Origin of the sequence: Metabacillus sp. Hm71, assembly GCF_051842955.2 — a bacterium.
Classification (GTDB): Bacteria; Bacillota; Bacilli; order Bacillales; family Bacillaceae; genus Metabacillus.
Window position 1 is genome coordinate 1010224 of the sequence record NZ_CM200278.1, and the last position, 14999, is coordinate 1025222.

Here is a 14999-nt window from a genome sequence, read left to right on the forward strand (position 1 = left end):
TCATTTTTTTGTTGAGATTTTGTAAAATTTATAGAAATTTATTTTTAGACATGCTAGATTGGAATTGTGAAAAATTACCTAATAAAAAAGTAGGAGGAGAAAGGTTGTGAATGAATTGAAAAATGTTTTAGAGGATTACATTATTAACCGATTTACAATGGCGATCATTCCTGATTCAAACAGAATGTACTCAGAAGTCATTGAATATGAAGAGGAGGTGGTCGTACATAAACGTCCGATGGAAATCATTGATCAAAGCTGCAGATATTTTGGAAGCAGTTATTCGGGCACAAAGGTTATACAACTACTAAAAAGGTGTAGACCTAATAAAAGTCTACACCTGTAACATATAATCTGTTCTTTTCATCATACTCAAAGTGAACTCGATCTACAACTGAATCAACAAGGGCTTTCTTTTCATCGTTATCTAATTTATTCCAGTTTTTTCTAATATCAATTAATACTTCCTTGATTTGTTCAATACTGTATTCAGCTTCGGGTTCTAGGTTTTCTAATTCTTCGAGTTGTTCTTTAATGGCCTTTTCTTCTTTATCAGCTTCGTTCATTCTTTTGCGAAAATCTTCATCAGACATCATATCTTCGCTCCATGCATATTGCCATTTCTTTTTTCTTTTTTCGATTTTTTCCAATTCCTTCATAAGTTCATCAATATTTACTTTTTCTGATGGTTGCACCACTTCTTCTGAGGTAGCCGCAATTTCCTCTATATCTTCTAGAAAATCAAAACTTCCCAGATAGTAAACGAAAGCATCCTCTAATTTCCTTTCTGAAATAGATCGCGCGCCATGGCATTCTCCGGTTTTTTTCTTTAAACATCTGTATTGTTCGTATAATTTTGTTTCACCAGATGCTAATTTGGCTTTTACGTAGTATCCTTGCATAGGATATCCGCATTTTATACATTTTATTTTACTTGAGAAAATATACCTACTCGATACTCTTCTTGGTGCTTTTGTTCTTCTGCTTTCGATTGTTCTTTGAACTTCATCAAATTGTTCTTTTGAAACAATTGGTTCGTGAGTATCTTCGTATACCTCTCCATTCCAACGAATGGCACCTCTGTATAGCGGATTTTTAAGGATTTGCATTAGTGGTTTATCGCCCCAGGTGTTACCTTCCTTGGTTCTGATATTTCTATGATTCAAATACCTACACAATCGGTTGGCGCTGTAACCTTGTAAATATAGATCGAATATCATGCGTACTATCTTGGCTTCATCTTCTTTAATCGAAAGCTTACTTGTTTCTTTATCCAAATTATAGCCGATTGGTCTGAAATTCAAAGCGTATTTACCTTGCCTTACTTTTTCAGCAAATCCAAAACTGATTCTTTCGCCCATGTTTTCGCGTTCCCACTGTGCAAGCGCAGCAACAATTGTGATAAACATTCTACCCATTGCTGTTGTAGTATCATAAACCTCTGTTGCTGATTTGAATTTACAATCGTTTTGATCGAAAATTTCAAGTAATTTATATAAGTCTAAAACAGAACGCGTTAGACGATCCAGACGATACACTAATACACAATCTATTTCTCCAGATTCAATATCTTTAATCATTTGTTGTAATTGAGGTCTGTTTGTATCTTTAGCTGAAATACCCTCATCGGCATAAATACCAACTACATCCCAGTCCTGAGCAATACAAAAAGCTTTTAATTTTTGTTTTTGTGCTGATATCGAATATCCTTCTTTTACTTGTTCTTCAGTGGAAACACGTATATAAATAGCTGTTTTCATTTTTATTCCCCTTCTTTATAAAAACATTACTATAGATATGGAACAAACGTTCGTATTATGATACTATAGAAATAAGAAATATTACCGTAATGTTACAATTGTAATAAATTACCAGTAACATTTGTAACATTTTTCACAGAAATATGGTATAATTTTCTTAATTAAGCTATTCGGCTGAATGAAGGGTGCGAGCAGATAAATCTACTCGTTACCGCCTACTTCTTCAATCCACTCGTAGAGATCTTCGATATGACAATTTAGAATAACCGCGATGTTCTTTGCAACTCGGAGAGACATCTTTTGTTTATTTAGTACATACTTATTAATTTGTTGTACTTTTACGTCCAATTTTGCGGCTAAATCAATTTGTGTCATACCAACCTCGTCAAGTCGATCTCGTAGTAGGCATCTTCCGACCCTGTAAGCCAAATAGACACCCTTTCTACATCAACTTAAGGAGTTGCTGCTTGATGAATGGATCTGTTGATTTGATTGAACTAATTAGTAAATTAATTAAGAAGGAAGATGAAAAAAGCAAACCTACTTTAGACTCCGTAAAGATCGTATGAAAGCAATGGTTGCTTCAATCTCTTCTTTAGTTGCTGGTTTACCATCGATAGTAAGAACATGTTTTTCTTTTAATTCTTCAATGCTTAACTTATCGATGTCCTGCAAAAAATGCTCTTCTTTAATCGTTAATTCTTCTGTGTCTGAACGACCAATAAGATAATCAACACTAACGCCAAAGAAGTCAGCAATCTCATTTAGTCGTTTTTGTCTTGGTACCCTATCGTCACTGTTTTCATAATGAGTTACAGACGAACGAGGTATTTTAAGCTTTTCAGCTATAGCTTCTTGAGACAATCCTTTCTTTTCCCTTAATTCTTTAAATCGTTTAGAGAAGCTCATTTCAACTCCTCCTTTCGTAGTTTATTTTAACAAAAAATGTTCGTTAAAAAAACAGTGCGTTTTTTGAACAAAAAGTGTTGACATGTTCATTTAACGCACTTATACTATGACTATAAGGTTCGTTAAACGAACAAGAAAAGAGGTGAACTAATGAACGCACCAAGAGAAAAGCTCGTAAAAGTTCGAAAAGAACGAAAATGGACTCAAGAAGAGTTAGCAGAGAAAGCGGGAATTTCTCGAGCTTATCTTGCTAATATAGAAAATGGTAAACATAACCCATCACTTAGAGTAGCAAGCAAATTATCTTCTCTTCTTAATATGTCCATGAATGATTTATTTTTATAATCTATGTTCGTTAAACGCACATGACGATAAAGGGGTGTTAAAAAATGCCAAAACATGCAAAGCAAAAATTACTTAAGTTCTTTATGAAAACAAGCGTTCCAAGAATCCTCAAAGAAGAACGAAGAAAAGCAAAAAAATCAGCAGCGTAGTAATAATACGATAAAAATTTAAAAAATCCTTCAAAGGAGATGGAGAAATGAACGAACTAATTACTACATCACAAAACGAACAAGGTGAAATCATCATGAGTGGTAGAGAGTTGTATGAGTTTTTAGAAGTAACTACACCTTACACAATTTGGTTTGAACGCATGTCAGAATACGGATTTATAGAAGGTCAGGACTTTATAACAAAAATGTTAGAAAGTACTGGCGGCAGACCAAAACAAGATCACCACATCAAATTAGATATGGCAAAAGAAATAGCAATGATCCAACGGTCAGATAAAGGTAAAGAAGCAAGACAATATTTTTTACAACTTGAAAAAATGTGGAACAGTCCCGACATGGTTATTAAAAGAGCAATGGATTTCCAACAACGAAAAATCCTCGAACTTGAAAATCAGATTAAGAGTGATATGCAGTATACCAACTTCGGTAAGGTAGTTGCGATAAGTGATGGATCAATCAATGTTGGAGCATTCGCTAAGCTTATCTACGATGAACATGGCATTAAAATAGGCCGAAATAAATTATTAGAGTGGTTAAGGGATAAAGGATATCTAATCAAAAGTGGAAGAGAGAAGAACTTCCCTAAACAGCAGTATGTTGAACAAGGTTTGTTTGAATTAAAACCAACGATTGTTAAAAGAACAGAAGGTGACATTCAGAGTGGAACAACAATGATCACTGGTAAAGGACAAATCAAATTGACAGATGTATTACTCCAAGAATTTAAACGCGCAGAGGTTGCGAATTAAATGAAGTTCGATGAAAAGATAATCAATCAATTAAACGAGGCTATTGACATACTTACAAGTTCTTATATGGACAGGAAACCATTTTACGAAGTGACTATCACCGATGAAAATGGATCTAGAACGGTTCTGGAGAGTAGAGAAGAACATCTTCAAACATTGATTGATGTTGCAATTCAAGAAATTTGCAATGCTCTCGAAGATATAGAAGATCGTAACAATCGTTTAGATACGTTAAGAGTAATTAAATGAGGAGGATTAACATGATCCAAGCAATCAAAGCTCGAATCAAAAGTTGTGAAAGAAGAATCACTTATTGGAAGAATAAACCTTATGAATACGATTCAGAAAAGATGTTGTTCCAAGGTGTTGTCATCGGGTTGGAAGATGAATTAGAAACATTAAATGATCTGTTGGTTACAGCTGAGAAGCTTCAAAAATTGGAGAAAGTATCATGAAGCCATTCGATCTCATTTGGGACTATGTAGGAGCTTGCTACGATAACGAAGCTTATATACCTGATTGTGAGGAAGTCGAGGAAGCCATAGGTCACGATCTTACCCTTGATGGGCTTGAAATGATCGAGGAAGTAATTGAGCGCTTTATCGGTGTCAGTGATATGAACGGTGTTGATAATCAGTTTGTGAAGCCTAAAACTCATCGAGAGAAGATGGCTGAGTTAGAGAAGTTTCGTGTAGAGAATCAACGTGAAGTGTCGTAAAAGGAGGGTTGGAATGAGTTTCACTATTAAATGCAATATTTGTGGGAACGAACGAAAAGTAGAGGATGGATCAAAAAGACAAGAAAATAAAATTGACATATGGGCTACTTATAGTTATGAAGTCGGTTTTGATTGTTGGAATTGTAATAAAAACGAATTAACAATTAATGAGTAGTAAGAACAAACAACATCAGGAGGTAATCACATGAATTTCGTATTCGAAGGCAAACAATTACAAACGGGCGATAAATACATTGAGGAAAACGGGTTCCATTACAGATCAAAAGAAGAATTAATCGAAGCAATCAAGCAAGATCCTGAGAATTTCGCTGAAATGTTGTTTACACGCGGTATAGCTGAGTATAAGGAGGTTTATTAAGTGGAGAAAGTTAAATTGACGAAAGAGCAAGCTCAAGCAATTGAAATTGCTAAAACAAATATTAGTGTATCGATGGGTGCAGAGCTTGAAAATATCATACTTGGAAATGCGAATAATCGTGAATGGTTACATGAATATAAACCATTAAACGGAATGGATTTAGAAACACTTATCAAGGCTGTTTACATCGGTTATGAAGTGGAGTTAACACCAGAAGAACAGATTTTAGATTTTTACAAATTAGCAGAAGGAAAATTAAAACAATATAAAAGTGAACATATGACGAGACATATAAAAGGTCAAATGTATGCTATTGAAAGAATTTCGGAAATCTTAGGAATTGATATACCTGGAATCACAAGTGATGAGGAAGAGGTGTCTTAAATGGATGCTTTCAAAGAAATCGTCAAGTCTCGAAATTACGAGCAACGTGAAATCAATGAAGCGTATCAGCGTATCGAGAAATACGAAGAACAAATCAAATACTTAAAAACTGTTTTAGAGAAAAAGGAGCAGCTCGTTAGCGAGTATGACACCATCATAAATCACGCAAGAGAACTGCTTCCTAAAGAATCTAATGAGATTGTACCACAAAACGAGGAGGAAAAACGATGAATTTCATTTGGATCTCCGGTAAGCCATTTGTAAAGGACGAAGATGGAGAATTGCGTTTAGCTTCACCTTACGAATTAGAACAGGAGGGATATCATGACTAACTCATTAGAACGATTAAAAGAGCCTTTCCATCCACAAGACATTGAATTTCGTGTGCAACGCGCCATGAATACAACCAGGGGTAATAAAGCTGTAGTTCTTCCTTATGTAACCAATCGAGCGATCATGAACCGTTTAGATGAAGTTTTCGGTATTGATGGATGGAAGAACGAGTATAAGGAATGGAGAAGTAACGGTGTATTATGCGGTATCTCCGTAAAGATCGGTGATGAATGGATCACAAAATGGGATGGAGCAGAAGAAACGAACATAGAAGCAGTCAAGGGCGGTTTCTCTGGATCAATGAAGAGAGCTGCGGTCCAATGGGGCATTGGTCGATACTTATATAACCTTGAAGAAGTTTGGGTTGATGTAAAAGAAAAAGGTGAGAATTACATCAATGATAAGAAAGCAAATGTAAAGGGTTACTGGGACACTCCACAGCTTCCTGTGTGGGCTTTACCTACTATCAGTATGGAAATCATTAAGAGTAAATATCAAACCGGAAAAGGCTCATTAGATGGCTTTGAAGAGTGGTATCAAAGGATGATCGATCAAGGTAAAGGCCATAACGAAATGGATGCCATTCTTACCCAACAATTAATGAAAAGGAAGTCTGCATAATGACTCCATCAGAAAAGCGTGAAGCGCAGTTGAAGGAATTGGAGAAGAACGTCAAGTGGTTAGAGGATTATGTATCTTGGATGAAATCATTGGAGAAAAACAATGGATGATGAATGGATCGCACTTGTAGAGGAAGCCATTGAATTAGGGTTAACGAAAGAAGAATTTGAACAGTGGATAAAAGAACAGGGGGAATTGAAAAATGAAGAAATTTCTAAAAGGTAGTTTAGCAGTCTTAGCGTTTTTCATGATTGTAGGGGCTTGTAGTGCCATTTTTAGCACAGAGGAAGAAGAAACTATTACTGAGCCAGTAAATGAGCCTGTAGAGGAAGTAGAAGCGCCTGTAGAGGAGACTGTTGAAGAACCAGTAGTAGAAGAACCGGAAGTTGTTGAGGAACCTGTAGAAGAACCAAAGGAAGAAGTGAAAGAAGAACCACAACTAACACTTTCACAACAAAACGCTATTGAACAAGCGAAAAGTTACCTTGACTACACTTCATTTTCAAAGAAAGGTCTAATTGAACAATTAGAGTATGAAGGATTCTCAACAGAAGATGCGACTTTCGCTGTCGATAACATTGAAGTTGATTGGAGAGAACAAGCGGTTCTTACTGCGAAAAGTTATCTTGATTACACATCATTTTCAAAACAAGGGTTGATTGAACAATTGGTATATGAAGGTCACAGCCAAGAAGATGCGGCATATGCCGTTACTCAAGTAGGATTTTAAATAAACGGAGGGGATCTTTCCCCTCTGCATATAAGGAGGAAATGAAATGTTAATTTTAAAGCACACCATATTAGACCTTGTAAAAGAGAAAGAGGTTTTAACCCTCTCAGAGCTTGCTACACGCCTTCAAACATCGGAAGAGTATATTAGGGTTACCATCGAACAAATGATGGATAATGGCACTCATATAAAGCTTACAGATGATATCGTGCATATCCCCACTAAGTTTGAATGGCTGCCATATGCAGTAGGTGCGTTTTTAATCGGTATGATCGTGTTTTTGCCGGCGTTGTTGGATTTGAATTGATGAAGAATTGACGTAAAAAGCGACATAAGGAGTTGAGAAAAATAATTAAAATACCTAATTACGATGTGTTTGTTCAATATCTTTTTGACAACATGGTTGTGACTTGGAATCCAAAAGAACATGAAAGTTGGGAATTACCGCCATCTTGGTTATTAGAATGTTTTTATGAAATATTTCCATTGAATGAAAAAAGTGAAGTTGTGGATTTTATGAGTCCTGCATCTGAAAAGAGAATTGAACAGTATTTCGGTTTAAATTCCGTTTAAACTGGTTCGGTATTCGCACATATTCCGCAGGAAGGAGAAACCATGGAAAATTTCAAAGAAGAATACTTATCACACAAAGCAAAAAACCTTACAGACGAAGAAATATCAGAACTAATGTTCATGAGTACTACCACCTTAAAGGTATACAAAAAGAAAAACGGATTGAAGAACAGAAAACCATGCAAAAACTATCTTGGCATCACTGAGGAACATTTCAAAAGCGCTGCTGAAATTGGGCTTAATCGAAAATTAGTTTTGGACAGGGTTAGGGTGTTGGGGTGGAGTATATCGAAAGCTATCTCCACTCCTAAATTACCACCAAATAAAAGGAAGATGAAAGGAGTATCCACATGAGCCAAAGTTTCTTAATTGAAGATTCCGGTTTCACTGTTGAAGAATATTTCAGATTAAAGGATGAGGGAAAATCAGATCGTTACATCTATGAAAATATCCTTTTCGTTTCCCTTCAAGCTTTTCGAGATTGGAAGATACGCCACAATGTAATAGGCAAAAGATTGCCAAGGTTATATATGAATGATCAAGAACGTTTGAGAATCAATAATGAGTTAAGAAGTCAAGGGTTTAAAAACAAGGAAATATACAACAAATTAAAATTAAGCTACGACTACTACACCAATTGGAAAATGAAAATGAGAAGAAAAGGTTTCGAAGTTTTATGAGGGACAAGCACAAAAAAATAGGACCGTCCGCGAATGGAATAGTCCTACACAACAGCTTGTTTAGCAGCTTTCTTCTCTTGAAGGTACTTAAATCCTAATTTAATCAATGTGTCAATTGCTTCACTACGACTGTCAAATTCGTTTCTATGTCTAAACTTATCGATACGAGTGAATAAAGTTTCATCAAGAGTAATTGAAGTAGTTGGTTTATAAGTCGGTGCTTTGTAATGTCCTGGCATTGGTATGCCCTCCTTTAAAATTAGTTTTGTCTAATAGACTAATACTGTAATACACTGATCAATCTTTAACGATAGTGAACAAGTCACCAACCTCACAGCCAAAGAATTGGCACAACTTATAGATAGTTGTGAACTCAATACGATCACTTTCATCGTTATATATTCTGGTTAAAGTAGGGCGGCTGATCCCAGTTTCTTTAGACAACTGATTAATACTACGGATCTTCTTTTCGCCCATCAAGATATGCAGATTAGATTTAATATTACCCATGTGGATTTCACCGCCTTTACTTTATAGTATGCACGCTTATTACACAATTATGATAACAGGGTGTTACAATTTAAGCAATATATAAATTAAAAATAGTAATAATAGCATTGTAAAATTGTATCGCTAGTGTTACAATAGAATTATAGAAAGGGGTGAAAAAATGCCAGAAGGAGTACAAGACCTTTTTCACTTCAAACTTGAAGATGTGATGTGGGAAAAGCGCATCAAATCAATTAATGAGCTTAGTGAAAAGACGAAGATTAGTAGATATGCTCTTACATCCTTTAAAAAAGGACAATCAACTAGACTTGACCTTTCAACGATCTACACGCTTTGCACTGAGTTAGGTTGTGAAATTAATGATCTCATTGAGATTAAGAAAGGGGTGAGCAAATGACTAATGAAGAGATACTTAATGAATTAATCGCAGTTAGAGAAAACACGGATAATGAGTATGTAAAAGAAGTTATTGATCGAGCGATTAAGAAGATAAAAAAATAAGCCTAGTGTTGACCGCACCAGGCTGAAAAATCCGTTTATAAAAATTAGATACTAATAGTATAGCACAGTTCTAGGAAAAATATGCAACTTTTTTTAAGAAGGTGGAAAAGTGGAGGGGTACATCAAAGTTTATAGGAAGATGATGTATAGTCCTATATGGCTTGATCCTGACTTGTTCAGACTTTGGATGTACTGCCTTATGAAAGCTAGTCATAAGGAAAGGAACATCTTGGTGGACAAACAGGAAGTGAACTTAGAACCTGGTCAATTTGTTACGGGAAGATTTAGCTTGCACCAAGAATTTAATCAGGGTATTCCTCCAAGAAAACAAACCAAAGATACAACGCTATGGAGTTGGTTAAAACGACTTGAAAAGATGGGCAATCTTGACATCAAATCATTCAACAAATATAGCGTTATATCAATAGTTAACTGGAAAGAGTACCAAGAGAGTTTGACAACAGAACCACAACAAAATGACAGCAAATTAACAACAGAACCACAACAGATTGACACAAACAAGAATGTTAATAATGTTGAGAATGAAGAAAATGGAAAGAAAAATACTTCTCGTCAGAAATTCAAGTATGAATCTTCTGACATGGAGTTGGCTAAATTGTTGTTTGATTTTATTCAAGATAACGGAGATGGAAAAAACAAAGTTAAAAATCCAGATATGGAAAAATGGGCTAATGAAATAAGGCTTATTAGAGAGAGAGATGGAAAAACAAACGATCAAATAAAAAAAGCTATTGACTGGTCACAAAATCACCATTTCTGGAAAACGGTTATCTTATCACCTAGCAATCTTAGAAAACACTATACAACATTAAGCATTAAAGCTAAAGAAGAAAGTAAGAAACAAAATCCTAAAAAACGTTCTCTCTTTGAACAAGGGGAGGAAAGCAAGAAAAGACAGGCAGCTATAAAACCACTTACTCCCGAAGAAGAAGAACGAATGAGACAAATAGAGGAGGAGTTGCCTTATTAAACCGATTGGAGATATTTTAGGAATCCTTGGCGAAGATCGAATGGAACGGATGTTATTCAACGTCAAGCCTGATTTAAGAAATAAAGCATTAAATATTGAACTGATAAAGCTAAAATGTGCGGAATGTGATGAAGGTCAGCTATTCGGTTGGAAATACAACATAGACGATATAGAACACCAATACTTAGCAGATCAAATGTGTACCAAGTGTAAAAACAAAGTTATGGCAAAGGAATTGACAACAGAGTTTGAACAGAAACGCTTAGACCAATTCCTTAATAACTGGTGGTTCATTGAAGATAACGACGAATCAGGATTTAAGAATTACAAACCAACTAATGAAGTTACTACGAAGGCGAAAGAAAAGACAATCAATTACATGCAACGATTGAGCCAAAAGAGTTTAAGTGACGAAAAGAACCTGCTCATCATGGGTAATCCAGGGACAGGTAAAACACATCTTAGTAAAGCGATAGCAAGGACATTAAAGTCAAGAGGTTTCAAAGTAGGCTTTATACCTTCTGTAGACCTGTTTAGCAAGTTTAAAGCAACATTTGATGGTAAAGGGTCAGCAGAAAGAATATTCGCTGATATGAAGAAACTGGACGTTTTGGTGATTGATGATATCGGAGTTGAGACAACGAAAGTTTCTGATGTAAGTTGGACCATTAGAACATGGAACGAAATTATAAATTGCAGATTGGGATTACCTAATATTTGGACAACAAACTTAGATGATTCTAAACTTGCAGACTTTGTTGGTGAAAGGGCGCACTCTCGGATGTATGAGAATACGAGGTTTATAGATTTATTTACTGATGATTATCGGAAATCAAAACGAGTGGAGGATTGAACGTGTTAATCAAAGATATCGAGGTTGGTAAAACATATCATAACGGTGGAAAACGAAAAAGATTGGTTGTGGGTGTAGAAGGGTTGTTCGTATATTACCAAACACCAACAGACATGAGACGCGGTTCTATAACAGGGGAAAGAGTAGATTTATTCGCTAAATGGTCAAAGGGTGTTGTTGAAAATGTGTCCTAAATGCGGACAAGTAACTCAAGAAAACGGAGCAGGGATATATCAATTTATCCCTTGCTCTTGCCCAACAGATCAAGAAGCGTTTAAGCAACGAATGAAATATTTAAGGGATCTCCTTAACGAGAAGTGGGTGAAAGCACATGCTAAGTCGGGAACAGCTTGACCTTAGATCCGAAGATTGCGCTATAGCATCCATTCACAGGAGCTTTATGAAAGGCAATAACAGAAGCTTATATGTAGCCTGTGAGGACATAGATTTCCATTGGAACATTCATCAAGTCAGACAGTTCGATAAGATGTGGCGAAAAGGGATTGAATACGGAACACCTTCAAAAGATTTGATTTTTTACATCGCAAATAAGTTTGATAGATCACCAGAAGAGGTTGCGATACTAGTGATAGATCGAGGAATGAAAGGGATTATCTAACAAGATGAATGAGTATTTACGGGAGTATGAAACAAGTAGGGGGTAATTGTGATACTTGGAATTTTCAAGGATATGAGAGTGAAAAGGCTTAAGGCTATGTGGAAACGCGAACGCGAAAAATATGAGTTATTCGAAAGAGAGTACATCAAAGAAAGAGACAGACGAATTGAATTAGAATCACTGTTATTTAACGATATAGAGAAAGAATATTTACGCCAATTACTTTTACAAGAAGAGGTTCTCCATTCTCATAAGCACACTTCCTTTGGATTGTATTCTGAATTAGATGTTGACTTCCTAGATTTCTTAACTGAATTGCGAATTAAATTAAATAAAACCGACAAAGGTGAATGAGTGAACTTCTTCAAAGGGGTAATATATGCGACTCCAATAAGCTTGGTGCTTTGGGTTAGTTTGATCGGGTGGGTGAAAATCATAAACGGGGTGATTACATGTATCGTGAAGGTGATTGGGTTTTTGATAAATACAAATGCTTAGGATACATCACGAACGTACATGAAAATGAAATATCAGGCAGATTTATCAGATCATCAGCAGGCTATAAGATGAACCGGACATCGATATTAAAGTTTGAGGATATAGATCCGGCAGAGATTGAACACCAGGAAGCTGATTTAATGGACATGATCAATTTAGCTTTGCAGTATGACGATGAGGATTGGTTCTTATCGCTTACCGATAGATTACGTGTTTTAGAGAAGGGGGAAGCGTGATGAATCTAGATCCAAGAATCGAATACGCTGCACATGACCTATGTTATAAGCTAGGCGAGAACAGAAACGGACCGATGAGTGATAAAGATCGGCATGACATTTTCTTCTCGATGAGAGCTGTTGCTGATTATTGGCGTAAGGATTCAGAAAAAATCAGGAAAGAGAATCACGCTAGAAGATGGAACGGGTTAAGAAAAATTATTCGTGAAAACCCTAATTTAACGCTTAGGGAAGTACAAATGATTATGCTCCATTTAGACAATGACGGTTCTATACACGATTTTAAATTTGAATAAGGAGGATTAATATGACAACTAAAATATCACCTTATAAAAATAGCGATATGAGATTTGGCAGAAGAGGACCAGAGCCACATGATTATTCAGTAAAAACATGGTTCCTAACACCAGAGCAATTAGAAGCTTATAAAAACGGTGATCGGAGTGTTGTATATGGGCTTACTAAAAAGACTAGCTGATTATGAAATGCTGTTAAAGGATCTGGAAGAAAGAGTTAAAGAGGAAAAACAATTTAAAGAACATTATAAAGGTCTGGTAGTCGAGAAGGACGCTGAGTTAGAAAATTATAAACGGTCAATAGAAATTACTCGAGAAGCATTAGAGCAGCTTACAAAGGAAAATGAAGCCCTTAGAGAAGTGATTCGTTTATGGGCGTAGACTTCGGCTTCCATCCATGTCCTAAACCTACAAAACAGAAAAGAGAAAAAGATACACCTAAGCTGCGAGTGAAGAAACCTAAGAAGAAAAAGAACCCTTACCTATATCGAGGAAGAGTCATTCCATCCAGGAAAGAACGGACCAAGATCACAAAAGAGAATTATAACCGGATGATAGAAGAATACGGGGCGTATTGCCAAGAATGCGGATATACACCTATATTTGCTCACCATCTAGTTTTTAGAAGTTCGATGGGATCGGGTAATTGGAGAAACTTAGCTCCATTATGTCAGAGGTGCCATGATCGAGCGCATAAGGATTTTGAGTTTGCTGAGTATCTGAGGGTTAAACGAGCAGCAGAACATGGTGAACACTTCTGGAAGGACGTATACACGTTATTTAAAGAAGGGTTGGTAAATAACACGACACCAGAGGCGTATGATAGGTTTTTTAAATCTCAATCAGAAAAAAGTCAATAAGTCACCAATATATAATATATAGCAAATTGGATACGAACGGAAAGGGGAACAACATGAAAAGTATTGAGTTGTTCGCCGGAATCGGAGGAATTGCTTTAGCTGCAGAGTGGGCAGGGATTGAAACTGTAGCGTTTTGTGAGCGTGAACCATTCTGTCAGAAAGTGCTTAATAAGCATTGGCCTTCGGTTCCGATATTTGATGATGTAAGAACTTTAAACAGAGAAGTGCTTGAGGAAAAAGGAGTGATTGAGTCAGGTGGAACAGTTGACATTATTTCAGGAGGATTCCCTTGCCAACCTTACAGTGTTGCCGGGAAGCGCAAAGGCACGGAAGATGACCGCGACCTCTGGCCGGAGATGTTTAGGATTATCAAAGAACTCAAACCAAGTTGGATTGTTGGCGAAAATGTTGCTAACTTCGTCAATATGGAACTCGACAGAACGCTTTTTGACTTGGAAAGTGTCGGTTACAGATGGAGGACGTTTGTTATACCGGCTTGTGCCGTCAACGCCAAACATAGAAGAGACAGAACTTTTGTTGTGGCCCACTCCAACCGTCCACGGGAATTACAACAAGAAAGGCGCTTCGAAAAACTCAGGAACTGGTCTGGCAACTGCAGTGAAGATGTATCCGACTCCAACAGCGAGAGATTGGAAGGGAGCGAGAACGCCAGAGAAATTAGCAGAAAAGGGAAGAAAAGCAACGAACAGCTTGCCGGATGCGATAAGACAGGAGCAACCTGGACAGTTGAACCCAACGTGGGTCGAGTGGCTAATGGGGTTCCCAATAGGGTGGACAGAATTAAAGCGTTAGGAAATGCAGTAGTACCACAACAGATATATCCAATATTTAAAACAATCATGGAAATAGAGAGGGAGTTTAAACATGTTAAATAGAGTCGTACTAGTAGGAAGAATGGTTAGAGATCCAGAGCTTAGATACGGACAATCAGGAAATGCAGTATGTTCCTTTAACATCGCAGTGAATCGTTTCGGTAAAGATGAAGCCGATTTTCCGAGTATCGTTTGCTTTAAAAAAGTTGCGGAAAATACAGCGAATTTTTGCAAGAAAGGTTCTTTAGTTGGGATCGATGGGAAATTACAAACGCGTACTTACAAAGATAAATCAGATAAAACTGTATATGTTACGGAAGTTGTGGCAGATTCTGTTCAGTTCCTGGATAGCAAGAAACAAGAAAACAATCAGAATACAAATCAATCAAATAACGATCCATTCGGTGGTACGCCAGTAGACATGGATGATTCGCTTCCTTTTTGAGGTGAT

General features: G+C 36.5%; 36 protein-coding genes. 31 read left to right on the plus strand and 5 right to left on the minus strand.

Annotation, left to right across the window (positions count from 1 at the left end):
- Positions 1–106 precede the first annotated feature (106 nt).
- Positions 107–346, plus strand: coding sequence for a competence protein ComK (locus ACSVDH_RS05045; protein WP_439248681.1), 240 nt, complete (start codon positions 107–109; stop codon positions 344–346).
- Here the strand turns inward: ACSVDH_RS05045 and ACSVDH_RS05050 are convergent.
- From ACSVDH_RS05050 to ACSVDH_RS05060, 3 genes are all read right to left on the minus strand, one after another.
- The gene (locus ACSVDH_RS05050) at positions 324–1760 is read right to left on the minus strand and encodes a recombinase family protein (RefSeq protein ID WP_439248682.1); all 1437 of its coding nucleotides are present in this window, start codon (positions 1758–1760) and stop codon (positions 324–326) included. The genes ACSVDH_RS05045 and ACSVDH_RS05050 overlap by 23 nt on opposite strands.
- A gap of 201 nt (positions 1761–1961) precedes the next feature.
- Positions 1962–2189 carry a helix-turn-helix transcriptional regulator gene (locus ACSVDH_RS05055; protein WP_439248683.1) on the minus strand — a complete coding sequence of 76 codons (228 nt, stop codon included), beginning with the start codon at positions 2187–2189 and terminating at the stop codon, positions 1962–1964.
- Positions 2190–2300: 111 nt separating this feature from the next.
- The gene (locus ACSVDH_RS05060; RefSeq protein ID WP_439248684.1) at positions 2301–2669 is read right to left on the minus strand and encodes a helix-turn-helix domain-containing protein; all 369 of its coding nucleotides are present in this window, start codon (positions 2667–2669) and stop codon (positions 2301–2303) included.
- Positions 2670–2819: 150 nt separating this feature from the next.
- On the opposite strand from ACSVDH_RS05060, the gene relB reads away from it, so the two are divergent.
- The 16 genes from relB to ACSVDH_RS05140 all read left to right on the plus strand — a co-directional run bounded on the left by relB (position 2820) and on the right by ACSVDH_RS05140 (position 8351).
- Positions 2820–3014: a type II toxin-antitoxin system RelB family anti-toxin gene (gene relB / locus ACSVDH_RS05065; protein WP_439248685.1), complete on the plus strand. Its 195-nt coding sequence runs from the start codon at positions 2820–2822 to the stop codon at positions 3012–3014.
- A 196-nt stretch (positions 3015–3210) separates the two neighbouring features.
- Positions 3211–3933 carry an antA/AntB antirepressor family protein gene (locus ACSVDH_RS05070; protein ID WP_439248686.1) on the plus strand — a complete coding sequence of 241 codons (723 nt, stop codon included), beginning with the start codon at positions 3211–3213 and terminating at the stop codon, positions 3931–3933.
- Positions 3934–4182 (plus strand): hypothetical protein, encoded by a 249-nt coding sequence (locus ACSVDH_RS05075; RefSeq protein WP_439248687.1) that lies wholly within the window; start codon positions 3934–3936, stop codon positions 4180–4182.
- An 11-nt stretch (positions 4183–4193) separates the two neighbouring features.
- A complete protein-coding gene (locus ACSVDH_RS05080; protein WP_439248688.1) occupies positions 4194–4388 on the plus strand; it encodes a hypothetical protein in 195 nt (64 codons plus the stop codon).
- Positions 4385–4651, plus strand: coding sequence for a hypothetical protein (locus ACSVDH_RS05085; RefSeq protein WP_439248689.1), 267 nt, complete (start codon positions 4385–4387; stop codon positions 4649–4651). Before ACSVDH_RS05080 ends, ACSVDH_RS05085 begins: the two co-directional genes overlap by 4 nt.
- 13 nt (positions 4652–4664) lie before the next feature.
- The gene (locus ACSVDH_RS05090) at positions 4665–4826 is read left to right on the plus strand and encodes a hypothetical protein (protein WP_439248690.1); all 162 of its coding nucleotides are present in this window, start codon (positions 4665–4667) and stop codon (positions 4824–4826) included.
- Between the two features lie 30 nt (positions 4827–4856).
- Complete coding sequence (locus ACSVDH_RS05095; protein WP_439248691.1) at positions 4857–5030, plus strand: hypothetical protein; 174 nt, start codon at positions 4857–4859, stop codon at positions 5028–5030.
- Positions 5031–5414: a hypothetical protein gene (locus ACSVDH_RS05100; RefSeq protein ID WP_439248692.1), complete on the plus strand. Its 384-nt coding sequence runs from the start codon at positions 5031–5033 to the stop codon at positions 5412–5414.
- The gene (locus ACSVDH_RS05105) at positions 5415–5645 is read left to right on the plus strand and encodes a hypothetical protein (protein WP_439248693.1); all 231 of its coding nucleotides are present in this window, start codon (positions 5415–5417) and stop codon (positions 5643–5645) included.
- A 93-nt stretch (positions 5646–5738) separates the two neighbouring features.
- Positions 5739–6368 (plus strand): Rad52/Rad22 family DNA repair protein, encoded by a 630-nt coding sequence (locus tag ACSVDH_RS05110; RefSeq protein WP_439248694.1) that lies wholly within the window; start codon positions 5739–5741, stop codon positions 6366–6368.
- A 102-nt stretch (positions 6369–6470) separates the two neighbouring features.
- Positions 6471–6593, plus strand: coding sequence for a DNA-binding anti-repressor SinI (gene sinI / locus ACSVDH_RS05115; RefSeq protein ID WP_439248695.1), 123 nt, complete (start codon positions 6471–6473; stop codon positions 6591–6593).
- Entirely contained in the window at positions 6571–7098 is a 528-nt protein-coding gene (locus ACSVDH_RS05120; protein ID WP_439248696.1) for an Ltp family lipoprotein, read from the plus strand. The genes sinI and ACSVDH_RS05120 overlap by 23 nt, the downstream gene beginning before the upstream one ends.
- Positions 7099–7144: 46 nt before the next feature.
- Complete coding sequence (locus tag ACSVDH_RS05125) at positions 7145–7405, plus strand: hypothetical protein (RefSeq protein ID WP_439248697.1); 261 nt, start codon at positions 7145–7147, stop codon at positions 7403–7405.
- A 32-nt stretch (positions 7406–7437) separates the two neighbouring features.
- Entirely contained in the window at positions 7438–7671 is a 234-nt protein-coding gene (locus ACSVDH_RS05130; protein ID WP_439248698.1) for a hypothetical protein, read from the plus strand.
- A gap of 42 nt (positions 7672–7713) precedes the next feature.
- Positions 7714–8025, plus strand: coding sequence for a hypothetical protein (locus ACSVDH_RS05135; protein WP_439248699.1), 312 nt, complete (start codon positions 7714–7716; stop codon positions 8023–8025).
- On the plus strand, positions 8022–8351 hold the full coding sequence (locus ACSVDH_RS05140) for a hypothetical protein (RefSeq protein WP_439248700.1): 330 nt from the start codon (positions 8022–8024) through the stop codon (positions 8349–8351). The genes ACSVDH_RS05135 and ACSVDH_RS05140 overlap by 4 nt, the downstream gene beginning before the upstream one ends.
- Positions 8352–8395: 44 nt before the next feature.
- On the opposite strand, the gene ACSVDH_RS05145 is transcribed toward ACSVDH_RS05140, so the two are convergent.
- Both ACSVDH_RS05145 and ACSVDH_RS05150 read right to left on the minus strand, forming a co-directional pair.
- On the minus strand, positions 8396–8590 hold the full coding sequence (locus ACSVDH_RS05145; RefSeq protein ID WP_439248701.1) for a CopG family ribbon-helix-helix protein: 195 nt from the start codon (positions 8588–8590) through the stop codon (positions 8396–8398).
- A gap of 58 nt (positions 8591–8648) precedes the next feature.
- A complete protein-coding gene (locus ACSVDH_RS05150; RefSeq protein WP_439248702.1) occupies positions 8649–8861 on the minus strand; it encodes a helix-turn-helix domain-containing protein in 213 nt (70 codons plus the stop codon).
- A 160-nt stretch (positions 8862–9021) separates the two neighbouring features.
- Between ACSVDH_RS05150 and ACSVDH_RS05155 the strand changes: the two genes are divergently transcribed.
- The 14 genes from ACSVDH_RS05155 (at position 9022) to ACSVDH_RS05220 (ending at position 14993) form a co-directional block, all read left to right on the plus strand.
- Entirely contained in the window at positions 9022–9258 is a 237-nt protein-coding gene (locus ACSVDH_RS05155; RefSeq protein WP_439248703.1) for a helix-turn-helix domain-containing protein, read from the plus strand.
- 303 nt (positions 9259–9561) lie between these two features.
- Complete coding sequence (locus ACSVDH_RS05160; protein ID WP_439248704.1) at positions 9562–10353, plus strand: phage replication protein O; 792 nt, start codon at positions 9562–9564, stop codon at positions 10351–10353.
- A 40-nt stretch (positions 10354–10393) separates the two neighbouring features.
- Positions 10394–11206, plus strand: coding sequence for an ATP-binding protein (locus ACSVDH_RS05165; RefSeq protein WP_439248705.1), 813 nt, complete (start codon positions 10394–10396; stop codon positions 11204–11206).
- A gap of 2 nt (positions 11207–11208) precedes the next feature.
- On the plus strand, positions 11209–11400 hold the full coding sequence (locus ACSVDH_RS05170) for a hypothetical protein (protein WP_439248706.1): 192 nt from the start codon (positions 11209–11211) through the stop codon (positions 11398–11400).
- A complete protein-coding gene (locus ACSVDH_RS05175; RefSeq protein ID WP_518617569.1) occupies positions 11390–11560 on the plus strand; it encodes a hypothetical protein in 171 nt (56 codons plus the stop codon). Before ACSVDH_RS05170 ends, ACSVDH_RS05175 begins: the two co-directional genes overlap by 11 nt.
- Before the next feature lie 46 nt (positions 11561–11606).
- Positions 11607–11825, plus strand: coding sequence for a hypothetical protein (locus tag ACSVDH_RS05180; protein ID WP_518617571.1), 219 nt, complete (start codon positions 11607–11609; stop codon positions 11823–11825).
- Between the two features lie 48 nt (positions 11826–11873).
- Positions 11874–12179, plus strand: coding sequence for a hypothetical protein (locus tag ACSVDH_RS05185; RefSeq protein ID WP_439248708.1), 306 nt, complete (start codon positions 11874–11876; stop codon positions 12177–12179).
- Positions 12180–12277: 98 nt separating this feature from the next.
- On the plus strand, positions 12278–12559 hold the full coding sequence (locus tag ACSVDH_RS05190; RefSeq protein WP_439248709.1) for an IDEAL domain-containing protein: 282 nt from the start codon (positions 12278–12280) through the stop codon (positions 12557–12559).
- Positions 12559–12855 carry a hypothetical protein gene (locus tag ACSVDH_RS05195; RefSeq protein WP_439248710.1) on the plus strand — a complete coding sequence of 99 codons (297 nt, stop codon included), beginning with the start codon at positions 12559–12561 and terminating at the stop codon, positions 12853–12855. The genes ACSVDH_RS05190 and ACSVDH_RS05195 overlap by 1 nt, the downstream gene beginning before the upstream one ends.
- 11 nt (positions 12856–12866) lie before the next feature.
- Entirely contained in the window at positions 12867–13037 is a 171-nt protein-coding gene (locus tag ACSVDH_RS05200; protein ID WP_439248711.1) for a hypothetical protein, read from the plus strand.
- Positions 13012–13236 (plus strand): hypothetical protein, encoded by a 225-nt coding sequence (locus tag ACSVDH_RS05205; protein WP_439248712.1) that lies wholly within the window; start codon positions 13012–13014, stop codon positions 13234–13236. Before ACSVDH_RS05200 ends, ACSVDH_RS05205 begins: the two co-directional genes overlap by 26 nt.
- A complete protein-coding gene (locus ACSVDH_RS05210) occupies positions 13227–13715 on the plus strand; it encodes an HNH endonuclease (RefSeq protein ID WP_439248713.1) in 489 nt (162 codons plus the stop codon). The genes ACSVDH_RS05205 and ACSVDH_RS05210 overlap by 10 nt, the downstream gene beginning before the upstream one ends.
- A gap of 53 nt (positions 13716–13768) precedes the next feature.
- The gene (locus tag ACSVDH_RS05215) at positions 13769–14611 is read left to right on the plus strand and encodes a DNA cytosine methyltransferase (protein ID WP_439248714.1); all 843 of its coding nucleotides are present in this window, start codon (positions 13769–13771) and stop codon (positions 14609–14611) included.
- Complete coding sequence (locus ACSVDH_RS05220; RefSeq protein WP_439248715.1) at positions 14601–14993, plus strand: single-stranded DNA-binding protein; 393 nt, start codon at positions 14601–14603, stop codon at positions 14991–14993. The genes ACSVDH_RS05215 and ACSVDH_RS05220 overlap by 11 nt, the downstream gene beginning before the upstream one ends.
- The last annotated feature ends 6 nt before the right edge of the window (positions 14994–14999 follow it).